This window comes from Bosea sp. AS-1, from assembly GCF_002220095.1.
In the GTDB taxonomy this organism is placed as follows: domain Bacteria; phylum Pseudomonadota; class Alphaproteobacteria; order Rhizobiales; family Beijerinckiaceae; genus Allobosea.
Genome location: NZ_CP022372.1, coordinates 5,293,221 through 5,317,185 on the forward strand (window position 1 = coordinate 5,293,221; position 23,965 = coordinate 5,317,185).

Sequence of the window (23,965 nt, forward strand, 5' to 3'; positions counted from 1 at the left end):
GAAGCGATGCACCTTCTCCCGACCAGCGAGATCAGGCTCGACGATGGCGAGGACGCCGTCGATCTCGCCCTGCCGCCGGGAGATGTGCTTGTCCTCTCCTTCACCGACAGCGACCTCTCGGCGCTCGCGGTGGCGGCAGGTGACAGCAGCCTGTCGGTGCGTCTCGCACCGCTCCGACGGCTGAAACACCCGCTCTCCGTCGATTTCCTGATCGAAAAGACGGCGACGCAATGCCGCTTCGTGCTGGTGCGCTGCCTCGGCGGTCTGGACTACTGGCGCTATGGCATCGAGCAGCTCAGTGCCGCTTGTCGCTCGCGCGGCATCCCGCTCGCGATCCTGCCAGGGGACGAACGCGACGATCCGCGGCTTGGCGATCACGCGACCGTGCCAGCCGACTTCACGACCGAGCTTCTGGCTTATTTCCAGGCCGGCGGCGGCACCGAGAACATGCGGCGGTTGCTAGTCCGGATCGGGGCGCATCTGGCGAATGAGGATCTGGGCGATGCAACCCATTCCGCTCCGCTCACGCTGGCGCCCGTCTTCGCGCTTGGCAGCAGCGACACGCCCCTTCGGTGGCGCGATGCCCTCGCCGCCTTGCCTACCGATCGGCCGCTTGTCCCGATCCTGCTCTATCGTTCAGGCGTTGCGGCCGGCGACACGGCCATGGGCGCGGCGATCGCCGCGGCCTTGGCAGCGCATGGCCTCGCACCCCTTCCGCTCGCTCTGACCAGCCTGAAAGACCCGGTCGTCACAGCCGAAATTGCGGCACTGATCGCAACACGCAAGCCGGCGCTGATCATCACCACCACCGCCTTCTCCGCCCGCGAAGGCACGGGCTTCGTGCTCGACGGCGCCGATTGCCCAATCCTGCAGGCGGTTCCCGTCGGCAGTCCGCGTGAGGCCTGGGAGGCCTCCCCGCGTGGTCTCTCCGCCGCCGATCTCGCCATGCAGGTGGCCCTGCCGGAGTTCGACGGGCGCATCGGCGCCATCCCCGTCGCGTTCAAGGCCGAGGAGAGCGACCCGGCTACCGGCCTCGCCATCCGCCGGCTCGTGCCCGATCCGGGTGGCATCGCCGCATTGGCCGACCTCGCGCGGCAATGGATCGCACTGGCACAGAAGCCCGCCGCCGAGCGGCGGCTCGCACTGGTGATGTCGGACTATCCCGCGCGCGGCGGGCGAGCCGGTTTCGCGGTCGGTCTCGACACGCCGGCAAGCATCACCGCGATCCGAACCTTGCTGGGGGAAGCGGGATACGAGGTTGGCTCTGCAACCTCCCCCGTCATCCCGGGCCTGACCCGGGATGACGATGCGGGAATGACAGAGGGGGCCTTGCTTATGGCCTCGCTCACCACAGGCCCGACAAGCCTGAGCATCCCGCTCGCCGCCTATCGCGACTGGTTCGCGACCATCCCCGCCGCAGCGCGCAATGCCCTCATCGGTAGCCACGGCGTCCCGGAAGCCGACCCTGACTGCCGCGACGGCGCCTTCCAATTCCGCGCGGTGCGCTATGGCAGCCTGACCATCGCGCTCCAGCCGCCGCGCGATGCGACGCCCGACCGCAAGGCGCGCTATCATGATCCCGACGCCCCGCCGGGACACGGCTATCTCGCCTTCTACCTCGCACTGCGCCGGACCGAAGCCATCGACGCGCTGATCCATCTCGGCACGCATGGCACCACGGAATGGCTGCCTGGCAAGGCGGTGGCGCTCTCGGCGAGCTGCTGGCCGCGCCTCGCGGTCGGCGGCCTCCCGGTGATCTATCCTTATGTCGTCGACGACCCCGGCGAGGCTGCGCCGGCCAAGCGGCGGCTCTCGGCCGTCACGCTCGGGCATCTGCCACCACCGCTGGCTGCGGTGGAGGCGGCCAGCGAAACCGCGCTGCTGCGCGATCTCGTCGAGGAATTCTCGCAAGCGCAGGTGCTCGATCCACGCCGCGCCGACCTCGTCGCCGCCGAAATCCGCGCCCGGGCCGAGACGAGCGGTCTCGCCACCTCCTGCGGCGTCGCGCCCGATACCGAGATGAACGAGGCGCTGACGCGGCTCGATGCTCATCTCTGCGACATCGCCGAACTGCCCTTCCGCGACGGCTTGCATGTCTTCGGACAGTCCGAGGCCGACCCCGCCTCCGCCCGCAACGAACGCGAAAACCTGCTTCGCGCCCTCGATGGCCGCTTCGTCCCGCCCGGCCCGGCCGGCTCGCCGCATCGCGGCCGCCCCGATGTCCTGCCGACCGGCCGCAACCTCTCGACGCTCGATCCGCGCGCGATCCCGACACGCGCAGCAACGCGGCTCGGAAAACTGGCCGCGCAGGCGGTTGTCTCGCGCCATCTGCAGGATCACGGCGACTATCCACGCCGGATCCTCATGGATCTGTGGGCCTCGCCGACGCTGCGCTCGGGTGGCGAAGACATCGCTCATGCGCTTGCTCTCATGGGCGTCGAGCCACTCTGGGACCATGCCTCGACCCGTGTAACCGGCTTCAGCATCGTACCGCAGCCAAAGCTCGCCTATCCGCGCCTCGATGTGACCCTGCGCATCTCCGGTACGTTTCGCGACACCTTCCCTGGCCAGATCGCCCTCATCGATCAGGCCGCACGCGCCGTCGCAGCGCTGGATGAGCCAGACGACTGGAACGAGCCTGCGGCCGCCCGCCACCGCGGCGAGCATGGCGCGCGCATCTTCGGGGCGGCGCCCGGCCGCTATGGCGCCGCCATGGCCGATCGCGCGCTCGACGGCGACTGGATGCGACGCGAGGAGCTGGGCGCCGCCTATCTCGCGGCCTCCGACCATGCCTATGGCGGCCCTGAGGGCGTGGGCATCGCTGATGCCGGCTTCGCTGCCCGCATCCGCTCTTCAGATGCCTTCATCCATGTCAGCGACACGGCCGGGCGCGACATCCTCGAAGCGACGAGCGCCGCCGACGTCATCGGCGGGCTTGCGGCGGCAGCGAAGGCTCTCGGTGCCGGCCCGACGCTCTACAGCCTCGACAGCTCGAACCCCGAGGCGCCGAAGGCGCGCACGCTGGCCGAGGACATCGCCCGCATCGTCCATGGCCGCCTGACGCATCCGCGCTGGATCGCCTCGCAGCTCGCCCATGGCTGGCGTGGCGCGGCGGAACTGGCCGAGGCGGTCGATACGCTGTTCGTCTTCGCGGCCAGCACGGATGCGGTCGCGGACGGGCTGTTCGATGCGGTCTTCCAGGCCTATTGCGCCGATCCGCAGGTCTGGGCCGCGCTCGAAGCCGCCAATGCGCCTGCCGCCGCTTCGATCCGTTCCCGACTGGCGGAAGCGGCGCGACGCGGGCTCTGGACGAGCCGACGCAACTCGGTCGGTGCCTTCCTGGCGCGGGAGGCCGCGGAATGAACGCCCTTCCCAGGGAAGCGCTGCGGCGCGGCTGGTGCCCGAGCACGCTACGACCGATGGAAACGGGCGATGGCTGGCTGGTCCGGCTGCACCCGCCCGGAGCGACGCTGACGCCGGAACAACTGCGACGGATCGCGGCACTGGCAGCCGAATACGGCAACGGGCTGGTCGAGATCTCGGGTCGCGCCAATCTCCAGCTTCGCGGCGTCACGGCCGAGAGCCATCCAAAGCTGGTCGAGCGGCTGCTGGCCGAACATCTGGTCGACGAGCATGACGGCGACGGCCCGCAGCGATTGACGCTGGTTTCTCCGCTCGCCGGTGACGACCCCAGCAAGCTGATCGATGCCCTGGCCCTGGCTGAACAGGTCGAGGCCCGCGCACGCAGGATTTCCGGATTGCCGGTCAAACTCGGCATCGTCATCGATGATGGCGGGCCGCAGACGCTGGCGGGCCTTGCGGGCGACATCAGGCTTGTCGGCATCGCGCCCGGACAGGCGGCGCTCTGCCTGGGCGATCGGCTCTGGCATGGCCCCGTCCAGGAAGCCGATGTCGCTGCGGAGATCGACGCCGTTCTGCGGCGCTTCGCAGCTCTGCGCTCCGCCGCGCCCGATCGCATTCGCCGCCTGCGCGATCTGCCGGACGAAGCGCTCGCGAGCCTGTGCACCCTGCCCGAACAGGACGCGCCCGCGCCCCGCGCCCGGCCTCGGCGCGCCGGATTGTTCGCTATGGGAGAGGATCGGTTCGCCGCGCTCATCGGCCTGCCATTCGGGCGCTGCGATGCGGCGACGCTCGACAGGCTCGCCGCCAGTATCGAGATGGGTACGGCCGCTATCCGGCTTTCGCCGTGGAGAGGTCTCGCCTTCCGCAATCTCCACCGCACCGAGGCCGAAAGCCTGGTCGCGCTGGCCGATGGGCTCGAGCTGATCATCCGCGACGACGATCCGCGCCTCTCGGTGCAGGCCTGCGCCGGCAGTCCCGCCTGCTCGCGTGCCGAGGCGCCGGCCATGGCGGATGCCGCTGCGCTCGCGGGCGCCGCAGCCGATCTGCTTACGCAGGGCATGACGCTGCATGTCTCAGGCTGCGTGAAGGCCTGCGCCCATCCGGCCGCCGCTGATCTCACCCTGGTCGGTCGGGAAGGGCGTTATGACGTGGTTCTCGGCGGCACGACGCGGGACAAGTCGATGGCAACGCTTGACCTTTCAACGCTCAAGGCGCGATTGCAGCCCGGACAGAACATTCACGCACAGCTGGCCAGGGCGGTGCGTTCAACGGGATCGCGCGGTTGAGCAGGGCATACGATTACATCCAGGACGGGGCGGCGATCTATGAGCGCTCCTTCGCGATCATCCGCGCGGAAGCCGATCTCGCCCGCTTCGAAGGCGCGGCCGAGCGCGTCGTGGTGCGGATGATCCATGCCTGCGGCATGACCGACCTGCCGCGCGACGTCGAGATGTCGGCCGGCTTCGCGGAAGTCGCGCAGGTGGCGCTCCGGGCCGGCGCGCCGATCCTCTGCGATGCCAAGATGGTCGCCAACGGCGTGACCCGCGCCCGCCTGCCGGCCGGCAACGAGGTGCTCTGCACGCTCGACGACCCGCAGGTGCCGGCGCTCGCGGCGCAAATGGGCACGACCCGCTCCGCCGCCGCGATGGAATTGTGGAAGCCGCGTCTCGCCGGCTCCGTCGTCGTCATCGGCAATGCGCCGACTTCGCTGTTCCGCCTGCTCGAGATGCTCGATGCCGGTGCGCCGAAACCTGCCGCCGTGATCGGCATTCCCGTCGGCTTCGTCGGCGCGGCGGAATCGAAACAGGCGCTGGCACAGGATGGGCGCGTGCCCTTCCTCGTCGTGCATGGACGGCGCGGCGGCTCGGCCATGGCGGCGGCCGCCGTCAATGCACTGGCGCAGGACAAGGAATAACGGCGTGAGTGGGACGGACAGAACCCTGCTCTACGGCGTCGGCCTCGGGCCCGGCGCGCCGGACCTGATGACGGTGAGGGCGCGCGAGATCATCCTCTCGGCCGACCGGCTGGTGCATTTCTGCAAGCGCGGCCGGCGCGGGAATGCCCGCAGCACCGCCGATGCGATCATCGCGCCCGATCCCGCCCGCGAAATCGAGCTCGGCTTCCCGGTGACCGTCGAGGCCAATGTGGGCGAGCCCGATTACGACGGGCCGATCGCGGCCTTCTACGAGGAAGCAGCCGAGCGGCTCGCCACCGAGATGCAGGCCGGCCGGACGCTGGCGGTGCTCTGCGACGGCGACCCATTCTTCTACGGCTCCTTCATGCATCTGTGGCGGCGGCTCTCGCACCGCTTCCCGACCGAGGTCGTGCCCGGCGTCACCGGCATGACCGGCGCCTGGGGCGAGGCCGGCGCGCCGATCACCTGGGGCGACGACGTCATGACCGTGCTGCCTGGCACGCTGCCGGAAGCTGAGCTGGTACGGCGGCTGGCCGATACCGACGCCGCCGTGATCATGAAGCTCGGCCGCAACCTGCCGAAGGTGCGCCGCGCACTGACGACGGCTGGACTCGCCGGCCGCGCGATCTATGTCGAGCGCGCGACGATGGCCCGGCAGGTGGTGGCGCGGCTCGCCGACAAGGTCGATGACGAGGCACCCTATTTCGCCATGGTGCTGGTGCCCGGCGAAGGGCGCCGGCTGTGACGGGCTCGCTCACCATCGTCGGCCTCGGCCCCGGCACGCCGGACTGGATCACGCCGGCGGCCCAGGCCGCGCTCGACGCCGCGACCGACATCGTCGGCTATGGCCCCTATGTCGACCGGGTGCCTGACCGGACCGGGTTGACCAAGCACGCCTCCGACAATCGTGTCGAGGTCGAGCGCGCCGCCCATGCGCTGCGGCTCGCGGCGGGAGGACGCAAGGTCGCGGTCGTCTCTGGCGGCGACCCCGGCGTCTTCGCCATGGCGGCGGCGGTGTTCGAGGCGCTGGAAGCAGGCGAGCCGGGCTGGCGCGCGATTCAGATCACAGTCGAGCCAGGCATTACCGCGATGCTGGCTGCCGCGGCGCGCGCCGGCGCGCCGCTCGGCGGGGATTTCTGCGCGATCTCGCTCTCGGACAATCTCAAGCCCTGGGAGGTCGTGACGGCGCGGCTGGCCGCGGCGCTCGCCGCCGATTTCGTGATCTGCCTCTACAATCCGATCTCAAAGGCGCGGCCCTGGCAGCTCGGCAGGACGCTGGAGCTGGCGTCGCAGCATCGCGAAGCGAACACGCCGATGCTCTTCGCCCGCGCGATCGGGCGACCGGATGAAAACCTGCGCATTCTGACGCTGGCCGAGGCGGTCGCGGCCGCGAGCTCGGCCGACATGGCGACGCTGGTGATAATCGGCGCGTCGAGCACAAGACTGATCGCGCGCGAAGGCGCCGCGCCTTACGTCTACACGCCGCGCTCGGTGACGAAGAGCCCCTGCGCCACCAGCCAGGGCAGGACCTGATCGATATGGTCGACGGTCTCGACATCGGGCTTGGGCGGCCGCTCGACCATCACCACCGGCAGCGAAAGCCGGCGCGCCGCCACGAGCTTGCCGACCGTCGCCGGCCCGCCGGAATTCTTGCTGACCAGGAGCTCGATGCCCTCGCGGCGCATCAAGTCTTCCTCGTCGTCGGCGTCGAAGGGGCCACGCTGCTGGATGACATCGACATGCGGCACCGGCAAACGATCGCCGATCGGCTCGATGGCGCGCACCAGGTAACGATGCTGCGGGGCATCGGCGAAAGCCGGCAATTCGAGCCGGCCCACAGTCAGGAAGACGCGCCTCGGTTCGTCACCCAGCGCCTGCACGGCGCCCTCGATATCGGGCACGGATTTCCAGCGGTCGCCATTACGCGGCTTCCAGGATTCGCGGCGGATCGCGAGCAGCGGCACGCTTTCGGCCTTGCAGGCGTGCTCGGCATGGAACGGCATGATGGCCGCGAAGGGATGGGTCGCATCGACGACGGCGACGATGCCTTCCTCGACGAGATAACGCCGCAGCCCCTCGACGCCGCCGAAGCCGCCGATGCGCACCGGCAGATTCGTCGGCCGGGGATCGACGGTGTGCCCCGCCAGCGAGATAATGGCGCGAATGTCCGGTGCCTGCTCAGCGAGAAGCTGGTCAAGCGCAGCAGCTTCGCTCGTTCCGCCAAGGATGAGGACGGTCATGGCGACAATGTTACGTGAATCGGATGCGCTGTCGAGCCGGCAAGATGCGCCCTGGCTCACACTGGTCGGCCTCGGCGAGGACGGCGCAACGGGTCTTTGCCGCGAGGCATTGGCTGCGCTGAACGACGCCGAGATCGTCTTCGGCGGCGAGCGGCATATCGCACTGGTCGGCAAGGTCCCGGGCGAATTGCGCCCCTGGCCCCAGCCCTTCCGCAACGCCCTGCCGCAGATCCTCAAGGAGCGCGGCCGCAAGGTCTGCGTGCTGGCGACCAGCGATCCGTTCCATTACGGCATCGGCAACAGCCTGAGCCGCGCGATTCCGGCCGAGGAGATGCGGATCATCCCACAGCTCTCCTCCTTCTCGATGGCCTGCGCGCGGATGCGCTGGCCGCAGGAGGAATGCGCCCTGGTTTCGCTGCATGGCCGCACGCTCTACCGGATCGTGCCGCATCTGCAGCCCGAGGCGCGCATCCTTGCGCTCTCCTGGGACGAGACCACACCGCGTGCCGTCGCCGAACTGATGACCGCGCGGGGCATGGGCGCCAGCCGGATCGTGGTGATGGAATCGCTCGGCGGGCCGCAAGAGCGCATCCGTGAGACCCGTGCCGACACCTTCGCCCTCGACGATATCGTCCCGCTCAACCTGATCGCCGTGGAGGTCGCCGCCACCCACGATTCGCGCATCCTGCCGCTGACGCCGGGACTGGACGAAGAATGGTTCGCCCATGACGGCCAGATCACCAAATCGGAGATCCGGGCCATCACGCTCTCGGCACTGGCACCGCGCGCCGGCGAGTTGCTCTGGGACGTTGGTGCGGGTTCGGGTTCGGTCGCCGTCGAATGGTGCCAGCGCCATGTCCGCAATCGCGCCACTGCCTTCGAGGCGCGTGCCGACCGGGCCGAGCGCATCGCCCGCAACAAGCTCGAACTCGGTGGGCTTTCCGTCGAGGTCGTCGGCGCGGCCCCAGCCGGCTTCGTCGGGCGCGAGGCGCCGGATGCCGTCTTCATCGGCGGCGGGCTGACCGAGGACGGGCTGTTCGATGCCGCCTGGGCGGCGCTGAAGCCGGGCGGGCGGCTCGTCGCCAACGTCGTCACCATCGAGGGCGAGGCGAAGCTCGCCGCGCTCCACGCCGAACATGGCGGATCGCTGCGTCGGATCTCGATCGATCGCCTCGCCCCCGTCGGCGGCAAACATGGCTGGCGCCCGGCAATGCCGGTGACGCAGTGGCGGGTGGAGAAGCCTTGAGCATCGGCCGCCTCGTCGCCGGCATCGGCATCAGGCCCGGCACCGAGGCCACGGATATCCTCGCCTGCCTCGACGAGGCGCTGGCGATCGCCGGGCTGTCAGGTGCGGCGACGCCGCGCTTCGCCACGCTGGCGAGCCGCGCCACGGAAGCTGGCATGGTCGCGGCCGCGGCCGACCGTTCGGCGGAGCTCGTCGCCATCCCCGATGAGGCGCTGAAAGGTTTCGAAGCCGCCTGCGCGACGCGCTCGACCCGGATCGCCTCGCTCTACGGCGTCGGCTCTGTGGCGGAGGCGGCCGCGCTCGCCGCGGCCGGGCCAGGCGGCACGCTCGTCCAGCCGCGGATCGCGACCGGGCGCGTCACCTGCGCACTCGCCAGGACAACACCATGAAACCGCGCCCTGCATGACCATTCATTTCATCGGCGCCGGGCCCGGCGCGCCCGATCTCATCACCCTGCGCGGGCGCGATCTCATCGCCTCCTGCCCGGTCTGTCTCTATGCCGGCTCGTTGATCCCGCAGGCGATGCTGGGCTGGTGCCCGCCCGGCGCGCGGATCGTCGACACCGCCCCGCTCGCTCTCGATGCGATCATCGTCGAGATGGAAGCCGCGCATCGTTCCGGGCAGGATGTGGCGCGCCTGCATTCCGGTGATCTCTCGATCTGGAGCGCCTGTGGCGAACAGATGCGCCGGCTCGACCGACTTGGTATTCCCTATACGGTGACGCCCGGCGTGCCCGCCTTCGCAGCCGCCGCTGCCGCGTTGAAGCGCGAGCTGACGCTGCCCGGCGTGGCGCAATCGCTGGTGCTGACGCGCACCTCCGGCCGCGCCTCGGCCATGCCGGAGAAGGAGAAGCTCGCGACCTTCGCCGCATCCGGCACCACGCTCGCTATTCACCTCTCGATCCACGTGATCGAGCAGGTCGTGGCGGAGCTGATACCCTTCTATGGAGCAGACTGCCCCGTCGCCGTGGTCTTCCGCGCAACTTGGCGGGACGAGACCATCTTGCGCGATCACTTAGCCGGCATTGCCGAACAGGTGCGGGCAAGCGCGCTGGAGCGGACGGCGCTGATCCTGGTCGGGCCGGCACTGGCCGCCGATGAGTTCGGTGAAAGCGCGCTCTACTCCATCGATTACGACCGCCGCTTTCGGCCGCGAGGCGGCCAATGAGCGGGCGCGGACTTCTCATCGCCGCGCCACGCTCCGGCTCGGGCAAGACCACCATCACGCTCGGCTTGCAGCGCGCACTCGTCCGGCGCGGGTTGACCGTGCGCGGACTGAAATGCGGCCCCGATTATATCGACCCGGCCTTCCATGCCGCAGCGACCGGAGCGCCAAGCGCCAATCTCGACAGCTACGCGATGACGGACAGGCTGCTCGGTCGGATCGCCGGCGAAGCCGTCGGAGCTGCCGACATCGTCATTGCCGAAGGCTCGATGGGGCTGTTCGACGCCGTGCCGGGGCCTGAAGGGCATACCGGCGCCAGCGCCGACATCGCCGCGCTGACCGGCTGGCCCGTCATTCTCGTCATCGACGTCTCGGGAGCGGCGCAGTCGGCAGCGGCCGTCGCACTCGGCTGCAAAGCCTACGACCCGCGCATCCGCGTCGCCGGTGTGATCCTCAACAAGGTCGCGAGCGCGCGCCACGAACGGTTGGTGCGACAGGGCATGGACCGGGTTGGCCTGCCCGTGCTCGGCGCACTGCCGCGCGAGGCCAGCCTGATCCTGCCCGAGCGCCATCTCGGGCTGGTACAGGCCGGCGAGACGGCCGACCTGCATGCGAGGCTCGACGCGCTGGCCGAGGCCGTCGCGGCGGCCATCGATCTCGACGCGGTGATCGCAGCCGCCGGCGAAACGACGCTGCCGGCCGAAACCGGCCGCGACGCCCCGCCGCTTTCCCCGCCCGGTCGGCGGATCGCGATCGCGCGCGATGCCGCCTTCTCCTTCGTCTACCCGCATGTCGAGGCCGGCTGGCGCGCGGCGGGCGCCGAATTGGTGCCATTCTCGCCGCTCGCGGACGAGCCGCCGCCGGAGCATTGCGACGCCTGCTGGCTGCCGGGTGGCTATCCGGAGCTGCATGCGGGCACGATCGCTGCCGCCGACCGCTTTCTCGACGGCTTGCGACGCTTCGCGGAAACCCGGCCGGTCCATGGCGAGTGCGGCGGCTACATGGTGCTCGGGCGGACGCTCACCGATGCCGATGCCGCGACCCACGCGATGGCCGGGCTGCTCTCGGTCGAGACCTCCTTCGCCAAGCGGAAGATGAATCTCGGCTACCGCCGGGCGGTGCTGGAGGCCGATGGCCCGCTCGGACCGGCCGGCACCGTGCTGACCGGCCATGAATTCCACTATGCCAGTATCGTCGCGCAGGGGGAGGACCCACCTTTCGCCATCGTCAGCGATCCGCATGGCTCGCCACCGGCCGCAACGGGAAGCCGGCGCGGACGAGTCACGGGCTCGTTCTTCCATGCCATCGCGCTGGCGACGCCAGCGTGAGTAGGCCGCCGGTCTTCGACGCGGCCTTTGCCGGGCAGTTCGCGGAATTGCTGCGCTGGCGGCGCGACGTAAGGCGGTTCCGGCGCGACAGTGTTCCGGCCGGGCTGATCGAGGCACTCCTGACCCAGACACAGCTTTCGCCCTCGGTCGGTCATTCGCAGCCCTGGCGCTGGCTGTCCGTTGAAGAAGCAGACCAACGCGCAGCCGTGCAGGCCAGCTTCAGCCGCTGCAATGCCGAGGCGCTGGCCTCCTATGAGGGCGAGCGGGCGGCGCTTTATGCCCGGCTGAAGCTGGAAGGCTTGCAGGACGCACCGGTGCAGTTCGCCGTGTTCTGCGACCACACGACCGAACGCGGCCACGGTCTCGGCCGAAAGACCATGCCGGAGATGCTGGATTATTCGGTCGTCGCGGCAATCACCCAGTTCTGGCTGGCGGCACGCGTCCATGGTCTCGGGGTCGGCTGGGTCTCGATCCTCGAACCCGATGCGGTCACAGCTGCGCTCGGAGCCCCGCCGGGCTGGAAGCTGATCGCCTATCTCTGCGTCGGCTGGCCAGACGAGGCGTGCGACGTGCCCGAACTGGTCAGAGCCGGCTGGGAACAGCCCTGACCCTCAGGCCGAGATGGCACGGAAATCGCGGCGCAGGGCCAGAGCCGTCAGCAGAGCCGACAGGGCCAGCGCGGCGACGAGCATCGCGGCGGCGGGCCAGCCCGCTCGCGCGATGACAAGGCCGACCGCGATCGGCCCCGCAACCTGGCCGAGATTGCTGCCCTGCATGATCAAGCCGATCGTCGCGGGCACGAGCGACGGCCGCGGCGCCAGCAAGGCGGCCGACGAGATCAGCGTCGCCGGGATCAGGCCGCCCGCGGCCGAGAACAGCATGCAGAACAGGAAGGTGGCGAAGTTTGGCAGCAACGGCAGGAAGATGAGGGCAGCCGAAACGCCCATGACGATACTCGCCCCGCCGATCAGCGCCGCGCGCAGAATGCCGCGCCCCAGCAGCACGCCCGCAGCAAGGTTGCCAGCGATGTTCGAGGCGATGGCCAGGGCGCTTAACGGCCCGACCACCGCCAGCGAACTCTGCATGCGCTCGATCAGCAGCACCGGCAGGAAGCTGAACAGGGCGAAGGTCATCATCGCGTAGAAGGCAAAACATAGCGCCAGCCGCAATGGGGCAGTGGCCCTGAACATGCCGAGCGCATCGGCGACGAGATCGCGCCAGACCGGAGCCGCACCCAAGGATGCGGCCGGCACGCGCAACGCGACCGCCGCCGCAGCCAGAAGAGCCGTGCCGGCGCCGGCCAGCCAGATGGCACGCCAGCCGTCGAAAAGCGGCCCGGCGAGCATGGCCAGCGCCATCCCGGCCGGCATGAAGCAGCTCCACAGCGCCATGGCGATCTCACGATGGCGACCTTGTGTGGAGCGACGCAGAATGGCTGGCCCCGTCGTGGAAATCAGGAGAAAGCCAGCGCCCTCGACCAGCCGCGCGACCAGCAGCAGCCCGAGGCCGGGGGCCGCAGCGCCGGCCATGCTGCCACATGCGAGACCAAAAAGGCCGGTCACCATCAACCGCTTGTCACCAAAGCGGGCGGCCAGTGCCCCGGCCGGAACACCCCCGACCAGGCCTAGAAAGGCAAAGACCGAGGTGACCCAGCCCAGCGTCGCGAGATCCCAATGAAGATCGGCCTGGAGCAGCGGGATGGCGATCATGCCCTTGCCGATCTGCAACGACGCAGCGACCCCACCCAGGACGACCACGGCGACCACTGGCCAGTCGGTCCTTGGGGCAGCGGAGCCACTCCGCTCCGGAAAGATCGCCGTTCCGGACGGCTCGTCAGTTCCACGCAACACGGGCGCCTCCTGCAAGGCTCAGGTGATGCCGCTTCCGCATCATCGATGGAAGTGAGATAATTCGCATCGAACCGATCTATGGAATCGATCATGCTGGACGCGCTGTCGCTGGATCAGATGCGGATGTTCCTGACCGTCGCCGAAGCCGGCAGCTTCAGGGCGGCCGCGCTCAAGCTCGATCGCGTGCAATCCGCCGTCAGCCACGCCATCGCCAGGCTCGAAGACACGCTGGGTGTGAGCCTGTTCGACCGCAGCGGCCACCGCCCCCTCCTGACGGCGGAGGGCAAGGCGCTGCTTGTCCATGTCCGCGACGTGCTGTTGCGGGTCGATGCGATGCGGGCCCGGGCACGAGGCCTGAGCAGTGGAGTCGAGCTGGAGCTGGCCCTGACCGTCGACGTGCTGTTCCCCCCGCTGCTGGTGGGCACGGCCCTGGCCGAGGTCAGCGCAGCCTATCCGTCCGTCGCGATCCGACTCTCGGCCGAGGCACTGGGCGGCCCGATCACCGCTTTGCTGGAGAAGCGCAGCCAGCTCGCGATCATCGTCGGCGAGAGCTTCCGCGATCCCCGGATCGCGATGGAGGCCCTGACCTCGATCAACATGATCGCTGTCGTGGCGGCCTCGCATCCGCTCGCCCGCGCCTCAGGCCCACTCGATGCGGCCGCGCTGGCCAACCATCTTCAGATCGTGCAGTTCGACCGCTCGCCCCTGACAGCGGAACGCGACATCGGCGTGATCTCGCCGCGGACCTGCCGCGTCGGCGGACAGGACATCAAGCAGGCCATGATCCTGGCAGGGTTGGGCTGGGGCCGCCTGCCGGGTTGGCTGGCTGCGGACGACCTGGAAAAGGGGCGGCTGGTGCGGGTCGGCACCGGAGCGCTCGGTCGGCGAGCCCAGTTGCCAATGGAGGCCTATCTCGGCCATCGCCTCGACGAACCGCTCGGGCCCGCGGCCCGCAGCTTCGCCACGGCGCTGGCCCGGCTCTGTGCCGGACCGCCGGAGCCAGAGGCTGGCGTCAGAGCGCGACCTTGAACTCGCCTTCCGTCTTCGCCTTGACCTCGTCGAGCGTGACGCCGTCGGCGAGCTCGATCAGCGTCATGCCGCCGCCATTCTCGTCGATGGCGAAGACACCGAGGTCGGTGATGACCATGTCGACCACGCCGGCGCCGGTCAGCGGCAGGTCGCAGGCCTTGAGCAGCTTCGGCGATTCCGAGCCGTCCTTGTTCTTGGCGACATGCTCCATCACCACGACGACCTTCTTGACGCCGGCGACGAGGTCCATGGCGCCGCCCATGCCCTTCACCACCTTGCCGGGGATCATCCAGTTGGCGAGGTCGCCGTTCTGGGCGACCTGCATGGCGCCGAGGATGGAGAGGTCGATATGGCCGCCGCGGATCATCCCGAAAGAATCGGCGGACGAGAAATAGCTCGTCGTCGGCAATTCGGTGATGGTCTGCTTGCCGGCATTGATCAGGTCCGGGTCCTCCTCGCCCTCATAGGGGAAGGGGCCCATGCCGAGCATGCCGTTCTCCGACTGGAGCTGCACCGAGACGCCGTCCGGAATGTAGTTCGAGACGAGCGTCGGGATGCCGATGCCGAGATTGACGTAGAAGCCGTCCTTCAGCTCCTTGGCGGCGCGCTGGGCGATCTGTTCGCGGGTCCAGGCCATGGCGGTCTCCTCAGGCAGTCGGGCGCGGACGGGTCGTGCGCTGCTCGATGCGCTTGACCGGATTGGCGAGGTGGACGATCCGCTTCACGAAGATGCCCGGCGTATGGATCTGGTCGGGGTCGATCTCGCCCGGCTCGACCAAGTGCTCGACCTGCGCGACGGTCAGCCGCGAGGCGGTCGCCATCATCGGGTTAAAGTTGCGGGCGGTCTTGCGGTAGACGAGGTTGCCCTCGGTGTCGCCCTTCCAGGCATGGACCAGCGAGACATCCGCGAAGATGCCGCGCTCCATGATGTAGCGCTCGCCATCGAATTCGCGTTCCTCCTTGCCTTCCGCGACCAGCGTGCCGACGCCGGTCTTGGTGTAGAAGGCCGGGATGCCGGCGCCGCCGGCGCGGATGCGCTCGGCCAGAGTACCCTGCGGGGTGAATTCGAGCTCGAGCTCGCCGGCGAGGTATTGCTGGGCGAAGAGCTTGTTCTCGCCGACATAGGACGAGATCATCTTCCGGATCTGACGCGTCTCAAGCAGGACGCCGAGGCCGGCGCCATCGATGCCGGCATTGTTGGAGACGAAGGTCAGGTCCTTGGCGCCGCTCTCGCGCACCGCCTCGATCAGCACGTCCGGAATGCCGCACAGCCCGAAGCCGCCGGCGCAGATCGTCATGCCGTCCTTGATCGCGCCCGCCAGCGCCGCTTTCGCGTCGGGATAAACCTTCTTCATCAGCCGTACCCTCAATCACACTGCCGCCGGCGCGGCCTGCCCAGCACTAGAACATCATCGACCGGAGTTGAAACCGGTTTTGCGCGAAACGCGACGCGACCTTTTGCCCAAGCCCGCCGCGACCAAAGGAAAAGCCGGCCCTAGGGCCGGCTTTCAAAGAGATCGGCGTCGCGCCCGGCCTCAGCGGCCGCGCAGGATGCCGCCCATGATGGCGCCGCCGATAATCGAGCCGAAGGCAGCCGCACCGCCCGTATCCGAGCCGGTGTCGCCCGGCGTCCGCACGCGACCCTGATAGCCGGTGCTGGTGGTGCCGCGCCGCGGCGTGGCGGGGCTGGAGCCCTCATAGGCGACACCGCGCTCGCGAGCGAGGTCGCGCTGATACATCTCCTCGCCCGCGTCGTTCACGCTGCGAGTCGCCTTGCCGGTCCCGGTCTTGCCGCGATCGGCGGTCTTGCTCTTCTTCTCGGCAGCGGCCTTGGCCTCGTCCGCGAGCAGACGCTGATAGGCCGGCTCGCTCTGCTCGCGCAGCCCGGTCGCCTGCAAGGCGGTCAGGAAGCCGGTTTCCGGGATGCCGCGCGACTTCTGCCATTCCTGGATCGCCTTGCGCTGGCTCGGCCCGAAATTCGCGGCGAGCTTGCCGGGCTGGAATCCGGCGGCGCGCAGGCGGGACTGCAGCTCGCGGCGCCCCTTGGCGTCGAGCTTCATCGCCGTCTCAGTCTGGGCCGTGCCGACTTCCTTCTTGAGCGCCTCGTCGGTCACGCCGGGGGTGGCAGCCGCCGTGGCGGAGGCAGCGTTCGCCGGCGGGGTGGCCGCTTCCAGGCTCGCCAGACGGTTGCGCGCGAAGGTGGCGAACTGACCGGAGGGGAAGGCGTCGAGATAGGCACGGTAGTCGGCTGCGGAGTTGCCGCGCTCGGCCGCCTCCCAAGTCTTGATATCGACCTGGCTGCGGTCGAAGACCGGGGCCGCCGGCATGGCCGGCGCCGGAACGGCCGCATTGATCGCCTTCGCGGCGGCTGCCGACGCATCGGTCGGGTCGGCGGAAGCGAGCTTCAGGGTCGGGTTGAGCTTGAACTCACCGATGATCGAGGAATTCGTCCAGGGCTTCTGCTTCTTGCCGGTCGCTTCCCAGACATCGGCGCGGACGCGGTCCATCACGGTCGTGATCGAGACCTCGGGCGTCTCGATGTGCTTCAGCAACGCATCGGTGAAGGGGCTGTGGCCGTCGCGCTCGCCATCCAGCGCGGTGGCACGCGGATCGGTGGCGAAGGCGATCAGGATACCGGACGCGGACTGCGTCTCGATCGGCGTCAGACCGCGGGTGACGGCGCGCGACCTGGCGGCGAGCTGCGCCGCAAAGGGGTTGTCGCGGCAGGCGTCGAGGATGACGATGTTGACCCGCTCGTCGCGCTGCATCTGGCGCAGGACGAGCTGGACGTTGACCGCGCGGAAATCGAGATCGGCCTCGGAACGCAAGGAGGCGTCGACCGGGATGAGATAGTTCTCGTCGCCGACCGCAATGCCGTGGCCGGCATAGTAGACCAGCCCGGCCTTGGCGCCATCGAGCTTCTGGGCGAACTGACGCACGACATTGGTCATGTCGTCCATCTTGAGATCGTAGCCCTCGACCACCTCGAAGCCGAGCCGCTTCAACGCCGCGGAGACGCCCTTGGCATCCCGCATCGGGTTGGCCAGTGGCGGCACGGCCGTATAGGCGCTGTTGCCGATGACGAGCGCGACACGGCGCTCGGGAACAGCGGCCGTGGCCAGCGAGGCCAGTCCCATGCCGCAGACGATCAGCGCAAAGACCGCGGCCATTCGAAAACGGAACGCCGAAATCCGAGTCGCGAAGCTCACGACAACCTCCCCAGCTCAATCATGTCGCCAGCGCGGCCGATGGCGGCCCCTCGCGCGACAGCACGGTTAAAACATCAAAATAGCGGTGGTCGAAGATACTCCGCTTTTCTACCGCAACGGCTTCGACCGGTAAACCAGCTCCCCTTTTGTCGCGGAACCGCCCCGATAGGTTCAAACGAAGCCCTGCGACCGACGAGCACGCGAGCCTGCGCGGGCCAGGGCGGTGCTGCATCCCCCGTTCGCAGGAGGAGGGGTATAAGACAAAGGGATAAGATCGGCGCCGGAGGGCCTTCGCTGCGGCGCGAAGCGTTGACTTATGCCCTCAGCGCGGTACAGCATGCCATGCAAGGGGAAGCGATAAATCAAGAAAGACCGGGCTGATGAAGGCTTGTATTCGGCATGCCTGAAGACATTATTTTGTCGACTTCAGGTTTGACCAAGGAATTCGCTGGGTTCACGGCGGTCAATGGCGTTGATCTGCAGGTGAAGCGCGGGTCGATCCATGCGCTGATCGGGCCGAACGGAGCGGGCAAGACGACCTGTTTCAATCTGCTGACGAAGTTCCTGCCGCCGACGCGCGGCACGATCGTCTATAACGGCCGCGACATCACCGGCGAGAAGCCGGCCGAGATCGCACGGCTCGGCCTCGTCCGCTCGTTCCAGATCTCGGCGGTGTTCCCGCAGCTCTCGGTGCTGACCAATGTCCGGATCGCGCTGCAGCGCAAACGTGGCGATTCGTTCGATTTCTGGCGCTCGGAACGCAGCCTGAAGAACCTCGACGGCGAGGCGAAGCGCCTCGTCGAGGCCGTCGGGCTGACGCCGTTCCTGGAACTGACCGCCGGCGAGCTCAGCTACGGCCGCAAGCGGGCACTGGAGATCGCGACGACGCTGGCGCTCGAGCCGGAGATGCTGCTGCTCGACGAGCCGATGGCGGGCATGGGCCGCGAGGACATCGAGCGCATCGAGGCGCTGATCCGCAAGGTCTCGGCCGAGCGCACCATCCTGATGGTCGAGCACAACCTCTCGGTCGTCGCCTCGCTCTGCGACCGCATCACCGTGCTGGCGCGCGGCCAGGTTCTGGCGGAGGGTGATTATGCCACCGTCTCGAAGGATCCGCGCGTGGTCGAGGCCTATATCGGCTCGGGAGGCGGCCATGGCCATCACTGAAGCGGCCAGGGCAACGACAGCCGCGACCTCGGCCGCACCACTGCTGAAGGTCCGCGGGCTGGAAGCCTGGTATGGCGAGAGCCACGTCCTGCACGGCATCGATTTCGACGTCGCTCCCGGCGAGGTGGTGACGCTGCTCGGGCGCAACGGCGCCGGCAAGACCACGACGCTGAAGTCGATCATGGGCGTGCTGGCCAAGCGTAAGGGCTCGGTCGTGATGGAGGGCACCGAGACCATCGCCCTGCCCTCGCGCGCCATCGCCCGGCTCGGCATCGGCTTCGTGCCGGAGGAGCGCGGCATCTATTCCTCGCTCTCGGTCGAGGAAAACCTGATGCTGCCGCCGCAGGTGCGTCCCGGCGGGCTTTCGCTGGAGCGCATCTTCACGCTCTTCCCCAACATCAAGGAACGGCTGCGAAGCCAGGGCACCAAGCTCTCCGGCGGCGAGCAGCAGATGCTGGCGATCGGCCGCATCCTGCGCACCGGCGCGCATCTGCTCCTGCTCGACGAGCCCACGGAAGGGCTCGCCCCGGTCATCATCGAGCAGATCGGCCGCACCATCGCCGAGCTCAAGCGGGAAGGCTTCACCATCATTCTGGTCGAGCAGAACTTCCGCTTCGCCCAGACGGTCGCGGACCGGCATTACGTGGTCGAGCAGGGCAAGGTGATCGACATGATCCCCAACCCGGAGCTCGACGCCAACATCGACAAGCTCCACCGCTACCTCGGGGTGTGACCGCGTCACGCTCCGCAACAGAAAAACGACGGCAAACGCCGACATCCTCAGAGGGAGAACCATGATGAAGCTCAAGACGATCCTCGCGACGAGCGCGCTCGCCGCACTGCTGGCGAGCCCCGCTCTCGCGCAGCAGATCTCGATCAAGGCGGGCGTGCTCAACGACCGCTCCGGCCTGTACGCCGACCTCGCCGGCGAAGGCTCCGTCATCGCCGCGCGCATGGCAGTGGAGGACTTCAAGGCCGCCGACAAGGGCATCAAGGTCGAGATCGTCTCGGCCGACCACCAGAACAAGCCGGATGTCGGCTCGACCATCGCCCGGCAATGGTACGATCAGGACGGCGTCGACCTGATCCTCGACGTGCCGACTTCCTCGGTCGCGCTGGCGGTCAGCCAGATCTCGAAGGAAAAGAACAAGATCAACATCAACTCGGGCGCCGGCAGCTCGGACCTCACCGGCAAGGCCTGCAACGCCAACACCATCCACTGGACCTACGACACCTATGCGCTGGCGCAGGGCACCGGCGGCGCCATGGTCAAGGCCGGCGGTGACACCTGGTTCTTCCTCACCGCCGACTACGCCTTCGGCCATGCGCTGGAGCGTGACGCGACCGCGACCATCACCAAGGCCGGCGGCAAGGTCCTCGGCTCGGTGAAGACGCCGTTCCCGGGCACCGATTTCTCGTCCTTCCTGCTGCAGGCGCAGTCATCGAAGGCCAAGGTCATCGGCCTGGCGAATGCCGGCAGCGACACCACCAACGCGATCAAGCAGGCGGGCGAGTTCGGCATCGTCGCCGGCGGGCAGAAGCTCGCGGGCCTGCTCGTCTTCGTCAGCGACGTCCACGCGCTCGGTCTGCAGGCGGCACAGGGACTGGTCCTGACCGAATCCTTCTACTGGGACCGCGACGACCAGACCCGGGCCTGGTCGCAGCGCTTCGCCAAGCTCAACGGCGGCAAGATGCCGACCATGGTGCAGGCGGGCGTCTATGCCGGCTTCCTGCATTACCTGAAGGCGGTCGAGGCGACGAAGAGCAAGGACACCGCCACCGTCATGGCCAAGATGAAGGAAATGCCGACGGACGATCCGCTCTTCGGCAAGGGCACCATCCGCCCCAACGGCCGCAAGATGCACGACATGTATCTCTACGAGGTCAAGAAGCCTTCGGAATCGAAGGGCGAATGGGATCTCTACAAGCAGATCGCCGTGTTGCCGGCCGAGCAGGCTTTCCAGCCGCTGGCCGAAACCGGCTGCTCGCTCGTCAAGTAAGCCGCGACGCCTACGACACCGCCATCCACCGGACCGCTCCGGGGATGGCATCGACCGGAAGCTCCGGTTTCCCGGACGGTCGGGTCAGGTCCGGCCGTCACGGACTTCCCGGTACCGCCCTGTCACGAAATCCGTGCCGGGGCCGTGCCGCGGCTGCCGGACCAGCCTTCCTCGCAACGATCTGAGCCACGCATGTTCGAGCTTCTTGGGATTCCGCCGCAGGCGCTGTTCGGCCAGGTTCTTCTGGGCCTGATCAACGGCTCGTTCTACGCCATCCTCAGCCTCGGGCTGGCGGTGATCTTCGGGCTGCTCAACATCATCAATTTCGCCCATGGCGCGCAGTACATGATGGGCGCCTTCGTCGCCTGGATGGCGCTAAACTATCTGGGCATCAACTACTGGGCGTCACTGGTGCTGGCGCCGCTCGTGGTGGGCGCCTTCGGCGTCGTCATCGAGCGGCTCCTGCTGAAGCGCATCGCCCATCTCGACCATCTCTACGGGCTGCTCCTGACCTTCGGCCTGGCGCTGATCATCCAAGGCCTGTTCCGCAACCAGTACGGCTCGTCGGGTCTGCCCTACGGCATCCCGCCGCAGCTTGCGGGCGGGCAGAACCTCGGCTTCATGTTCCTGCCGAACTACCGGGCCTGGGTGATCGTCGCCTCGGTCGTCGTCTGCCTGGCGACATGGTTCCTGATCGAGAAGACGAAGCTCGGCGCCTATCTGCGGGCCGCGACCGAGAACCCGACCCTGACCCAGGCCTTCGGCATCAACGTGCCGCTCCTGGTGACGCTGACCTATGGCTTCGGCGTGGCGCTCGCCGCCTTCGCCGGGGTGCTCGCCGCGCCGGTCTATTCGGTCAATCCCAATATGGGCGGCGACCTCATCATCGTCGTCTTCGCCGTCGTCGTGATCGGCGGTATGGGCTCGATCATGGGCGCCATCGTCACCGGCTTCGCGCTCGGGCTGGTCGAGGGCCTGACCAAGGTGTTCTATCCGGAAGCCTCCTCCACCGTGATCTTCGTCATCATGGTGCTGGTGCTGCTGGTGAAGCCCGCCGGCCTGTTCGGCCGCCCGGCCTGATCAAGCGAGAGAATACGACATGACCGATCTCGCCACTTCCGAAGCTGCTGCCGGCGCCGCGCTCGCCGAGACCGACGACGGCACCGCACGCCTGCATCGCGCGATCCTGATCGCCATCGCCGCGGCGCTCGTCGTCGCGCCGTTCGTCGCCTATCCCGTCTTCGTGATGAAGGTCCTGTGCTTCGCGCTGTTCGCGCTCGCCTTCAACCTGCTGCTCGGCTATGGCGGCCTGCTCTCCTTCGGCCACGCCGCCTATTTCGGCATGGCGAGCTATGTCTGCGCCTATACCGCCAAGAACTGGGGCCTCACGCCGGAGCTCGCGATCCTGCTCGGCACCGCGGTCTCCGCCGTCCTCGGCCTCGTCTTCGGCGCGCTCGCCATCCGCCGTCAGGGCATCTACTTCGCGATGATCACGTTGGCGCTGGCGCAGATGGTGTTCTTCTTCTCGCTGCAGACGCCACGCTTCACCGGCGGCGAGGACGGCATCCAGGCGGTGCCGCGCGGCAAGCTCTTCGGCCTCGTCAGCCTCGCCGACGACCGCGCCCTCTACTGGCTCGTCGCTATGATCTTCATGGCCGGGCTGCTGCTGATCTACCGGATCATCCACTCGCCCTTCGGGCAGGTCTGCAAGGCGATCCGTGACAACGAGCCCCGCGCCATCTCGCTCGGCTACCGCGCCAACCAGTACAAGCTGATGGTCTTCGTGCTCTCGGCCGCGCTCGCGGGGCTGGCCGGCGCGACCAAAGCGATCGTCTTCCAGCTCGCCTCGCTCACCGACGTCTACTGGACCATGTCCGGCGAGGTCGTGCTGATGACGCTGGTCGGCGGACTCGGCACCGTCTTCGGGCCGATCGCCGGCGCCATCGTGATGATCACGATGCAGAACTACCTCGCGACGCTGGGCGCCTGGGTCACCGTCATCCAGGGCGCCATCTTCGTCGCCTGCGTCCTGCTCTTCCGCGAGGGCATCGTCGGCGTCATCGCAAAGGCGATCAAGAAGCCCCTCTGAGCCGGCGCGAGCCGTCAGCGGATCAGCTGCGAGATCGCCCTGAACTGCGGGTGCGCGGCCGTCCGCAGCCATTCGAATAGCACCATCTCGGTGGTGACGATCTCGGCGCCATGCGCGGCGAGGCGACGCATGGCGACCTCATGCGATTCCGGCGCCCGCGAACCGACGGCATCCTGAACCACCACCACCCGGCGGCGATGCTCCAGCAGCGTGATGGCCGTCTGGCCGACGCAGACATGGGCCTCGCAGCCGCAGAGGATCAGCTCCTTGTCGCCGCCCAGCGCCTCGAGCACGGCCGGCTCGGCGCAGGCGTCGAAGCTCATCTTGGCGATGGCCGGCGGAATGCCGGCGAGTTCCGGAACGGTCGTGCCGAGCTTGGCCGGGTTCTGTTCCGTCGCCACCACAGGCACACCGAGCAGGCGCCCGGCCTCGAGCAAACGGGCGGTATTGGCCACCACGCGACCGCCGTCATGGATCGCCGGCACCAGCCGCGCCTGCAGGTCGATGACCAGCAGCATGGCGTCCCGAACGTTCAGCAACGGCATCGCTCGACTCCTCTGCGCGGCATCACGCCATAGCCACCTCGTGGCGCAGCGCGCGTCAAGCCACCCATCGCCTCCGGCCGGCTTGACAGGAATGGTTGATATCAACATGAATTCACCGACGACCGCTGCGCAGGGACTCGGACAACTCAGCCCGCCTGTGCCCGGCGGCTTCATAGGCAGCGCCGCGTCGCAGCTTCCCTGCTGCCGCGTCGCGCCGCGGCGGGCGGCCCGATCGGCCGACCCGGCCGGAACCGCAATTCGTCACCCGACGAAACCCCTCACTCCACAGCCGAAGGACAAGCCATGGCCCAGATGATCTTCGTCAACCTGCCCGTGAAGAATCTCCCCGCCTCGATGGCCTTCTTCGAAGCGCTCGGCTTTTCCTTCAACCCGCAGTTCACGGACGAGACCGCCGCCTGCATGGTGATCAGCGACACCATCTTCGCGATGCTGCTGACCCATGAGAAATTCGCAAGCTTCTCGCCCAAGCCGATCACCGACACCCAGCAAAGCATCGAGGTGCTGACCTGCCTCTCGCGGGACAGCCGGGAGGCCGTTGACGCGATCGTGAAGGCGGCCCTCGCCGCCGGCGGCTCGACCTACAACACACCGCAGGACCACGGTTTCATGTACGGCCACGGCTTCCGCGACCTCGATGGGCATGTCTGGGAGGTGATGTGGATGGACCCGGCGGCGGTGGCAGGCTAGGGCCGATCCGTCTTATGTCATCGCGCGTCCACCAGACGCGCGATGATGCATCTCGTTGGTACCGCATCGGATTCTTCCGAAAAGTGGAATCCGCTTTTCGATCCGATGCTAT

23 protein-coding genes are annotated in these 23,965 nt (G+C 68.2%); 17 read left to right on the top strand and 6 right to left on the bottom strand.

All coding sequences use genetic code 11. The annotated features are described in order from the left end of the window. Nucleotides 1-6 precede the first annotated feature (6 nt). Genes cobN through cobJ form a run of 5 tightly spaced genes read left to right on the top strand, consistent with a single transcriptional unit; the run spans nt 7 to nt 6,811 of the window. Nucleotides 7-3,363: a cobaltochelatase subunit CobN gene (gene cobN, locus CE453_RS27115; RefSeq protein WP_089177426.1), complete on the top strand. Its 3,357-nt coding sequence runs from the start codon at nt 7-9 to the stop codon at nt 3,361-3,363. Further along, nucleotides 3,360-4,649 (top strand): precorrin-3B synthase, encoded by a 1,290-nt coding sequence (cobG, locus tag CE453_RS27120; protein ID WP_089177427.1) that lies wholly within the window; start codon nt 3,360-3,362, stop codon nt 4,647-4,649. The genes cobN and cobG overlap by 4 nt, the downstream gene beginning before the upstream one ends. Beyond that, a complete protein-coding gene (locus tag CE453_RS27125; protein WP_089177428.1) occupies nt 4,646-5,278 on the top strand; it encodes a precorrin-8X methylmutase in 633 nt (210 codons plus the stop codon). Before cobG ends, CE453_RS27125 begins: the two co-directional genes overlap by 4 nt. A gap of 4 nt (nt 5,279-5,282) precedes the next feature. Beyond that, nucleotides 5,283-6,023: a precorrin-2 C(20)-methyltransferase gene (locus CE453_RS27130; protein WP_472840965.1), complete on the top strand. Its 741-nt coding sequence runs from the start codon at nt 5,283-5,285 to the stop codon at nt 6,021-6,023. After that, the gene (gene cobJ / locus CE453_RS27135) at nt 6,020-6,811 is read left to right on the top strand and encodes a precorrin-3B C(17)-methyltransferase (protein ID WP_089177430.1); all 792 of its coding nucleotides are present in this window, start codon (nt 6,020-6,022) and stop codon (nt 6,809-6,811) included. The genes CE453_RS27130 and cobJ overlap by 4 nt, the downstream gene beginning before the upstream one ends. Here the strand turns inward: cobJ and CE453_RS27140 are convergent. Beyond that, nucleotides 6,754-7,518, bottom strand: a complete 765-nt coding sequence (locus CE453_RS27140) for a cobalt-precorrin-6A reductase (RefSeq protein ID WP_089177431.1) — start codon at nt 7,516-7,518, stop codon at nt 6,754-6,756. The genes cobJ and CE453_RS27140 overlap by 58 nt on opposite strands. Nucleotides 7,519-7,525: 7 nt before the next feature. On the opposite strand from CE453_RS27140, the gene cbiE reads away from it, so the two are divergent. The 5 genes from cbiE to bluB are packed head-to-tail and all read left to right on the top strand — an operon-like array spanning nt 7,526 to nt 11,864. After that, nucleotides 7,526-8,764: a precorrin-6y C5,15-methyltransferase (decarboxylating) subunit CbiE gene (gene cbiE / locus CE453_RS27145; RefSeq protein WP_089178171.1), complete on the top strand. Its 1,239-nt coding sequence runs from the start codon at nt 7,526-7,528 to the stop codon at nt 8,762-8,764. After that, nucleotides 8,761-9,153: a cobalamin biosynthesis protein gene (locus CE453_RS27150; RefSeq protein WP_157733228.1), complete on the top strand. Its 393-nt coding sequence runs from the start codon at nt 8,761-8,763 to the stop codon at nt 9,151-9,153. The genes cbiE and CE453_RS27150 overlap by 4 nt, the downstream gene beginning before the upstream one ends. 13 nt (nt 9,154-9,166) lie before the next feature. Continuing rightward, nucleotides 9,167-9,931 carry a precorrin-4 C(11)-methyltransferase gene (cobM, locus tag CE453_RS27155; RefSeq protein ID WP_089177432.1) on the top strand — a complete coding sequence of 255 codons (765 nt, stop codon included), beginning with the start codon at nt 9,167-9,169 and terminating at the stop codon, nt 9,929-9,931. Continuing rightward, nucleotides 9,928-11,256, top strand: coding sequence for a cobyrinate a,c-diamide synthase (locus CE453_RS27160; RefSeq protein ID WP_089177433.1), 1,329 nt, complete (start codon nt 9,928-9,930; stop codon nt 11,254-11,256). The genes cobM and CE453_RS27160 overlap by 4 nt, the downstream gene beginning before the upstream one ends. After that, nucleotides 11,253-11,864 carry a 5,6-dimethylbenzimidazole synthase gene (gene bluB / locus CE453_RS27165; RefSeq protein ID WP_089177434.1) on the top strand — a complete coding sequence of 204 codons (612 nt, stop codon included), beginning with the start codon at nt 11,253-11,255 and terminating at the stop codon, nt 11,862-11,864. The genes CE453_RS27160 and bluB overlap by 4 nt, the downstream gene beginning before the upstream one ends. Before the next feature lie 3 nt (nt 11,865-11,867). On the opposite strand, the gene CE453_RS27170 is transcribed toward bluB, so the two are convergent. After that, nucleotides 11,868-13,106 carry an MFS transporter gene (locus tag CE453_RS27170; RefSeq protein ID WP_248307894.1) on the bottom strand — a complete coding sequence of 413 codons (1,239 nt, stop codon included), beginning with the start codon at nt 13,104-13,106 and terminating at the stop codon, nt 11,868-11,870. Between the two features lie 90 nt (nt 13,107-13,196). On the opposite strand from CE453_RS27170, the gene CE453_RS27175 reads away from it, so the two are divergent. Then, nucleotides 13,197-14,135 (top strand): LysR family transcriptional regulator, encoded by a 939-nt coding sequence (locus CE453_RS27175; protein WP_089178174.1) that lies wholly within the window; start codon nt 13,197-13,199, stop codon nt 14,133-14,135. On the opposite strand, the gene CE453_RS27180 is transcribed toward CE453_RS27175, so the two are convergent. From CE453_RS27180 to CE453_RS27190, 3 genes are all read right to left on the bottom strand, one after another. After that, on the bottom strand, nt 14,119-14,772 hold the full coding sequence (locus CE453_RS27180; protein ID WP_089177435.1) for a 3-oxoacid CoA-transferase subunit B: 654 nt from the start codon (nt 14,770-14,772) through the stop codon (nt 14,119-14,121). The genes CE453_RS27175 and CE453_RS27180 overlap by 17 nt on opposite strands. A 10-nt stretch (nt 14,773-14,782) precedes the next feature. Further along, nucleotides 14,783-15,490 (bottom strand): CoA transferase subunit A, encoded by a 708-nt coding sequence (locus CE453_RS27185; protein WP_089177436.1) that lies wholly within the window; start codon nt 15,488-15,490, stop codon nt 14,783-14,785. Nucleotides 15,491-15,670: 180 nt separating this feature from the next. Next, the gene (locus CE453_RS27190; protein WP_157733229.1) at nt 15,671-17,344 is read right to left on the bottom strand and encodes a caspase family protein; all 1,674 of its coding nucleotides are present in this window, start codon (nt 17,342-17,344) and stop codon (nt 15,671-15,673) included. A gap of 399 nt (nt 17,345-17,743) precedes the next feature. Between CE453_RS27190 and CE453_RS27195 the strand changes: the two genes are divergently transcribed. The 5 genes from CE453_RS27195 to CE453_RS27215 all read left to right on the top strand — a co-directional run bounded on the left by CE453_RS27195 (nt 17,744) and on the right by CE453_RS27215 (nt 22,600). Further along, complete coding sequence (locus CE453_RS27195) at nt 17,744-18,511, top strand: ABC transporter ATP-binding protein (protein ID WP_089177438.1); 768 nt, start codon at nt 17,744-17,746, stop codon at nt 18,509-18,511. After that, nucleotides 18,498-19,244: an ABC transporter ATP-binding protein gene (locus tag CE453_RS27200; RefSeq protein WP_089177439.1), complete on the top strand. Its 747-nt coding sequence runs from the start codon at nt 18,498-18,500 to the stop codon at nt 19,242-19,244. The genes CE453_RS27195 and CE453_RS27200 overlap by 14 nt, the downstream gene beginning before the upstream one ends. Nucleotides 19,245-19,308: 64 nt before the next feature. After that, entirely contained in the window at nt 19,309-20,511 is a 1,203-nt protein-coding gene (locus CE453_RS27205; RefSeq protein ID WP_089178175.1) for an ABC transporter substrate-binding protein, read from the top strand. Between the two features lie 192 nt (nt 20,512-20,703). Beyond that, entirely contained in the window at nt 20,704-21,591 is an 888-nt protein-coding gene (locus tag CE453_RS27210; RefSeq protein WP_089177440.1) for a branched-chain amino acid ABC transporter permease, read from the top strand. A 19-nt stretch (nt 21,592-21,610) separates the two neighbouring features. Then, the gene (locus tag CE453_RS27215; RefSeq protein ID WP_089177441.1) at nt 21,611-22,600 is read left to right on the top strand and encodes a branched-chain amino acid ABC transporter permease; all 990 of its coding nucleotides are present in this window, start codon (nt 21,611-21,613) and stop codon (nt 22,598-22,600) included. Nucleotides 22,601-22,614: 14 nt separating this feature from the next. On the opposite strand, the gene CE453_RS27220 is transcribed toward CE453_RS27215, so the two are convergent. After that, nucleotides 22,615-23,145, bottom strand: coding sequence for an isochorismatase family protein (locus CE453_RS27220; RefSeq protein WP_089177442.1), 531 nt, complete (start codon nt 23,143-23,145; stop codon nt 22,615-22,617). Nucleotides 23,146-23,448: 303 nt separating this feature from the next. Between CE453_RS27220 and CE453_RS27225 the strand changes: the two genes are divergently transcribed. Continuing rightward, complete coding sequence (locus CE453_RS27225; protein ID WP_089177443.1) at nt 23,449-23,853, top strand: VOC family protein; 405 nt, start codon at nt 23,449-23,451, stop codon at nt 23,851-23,853. Nucleotides 23,854-23,965: the final 112 nt, after the last annotated feature.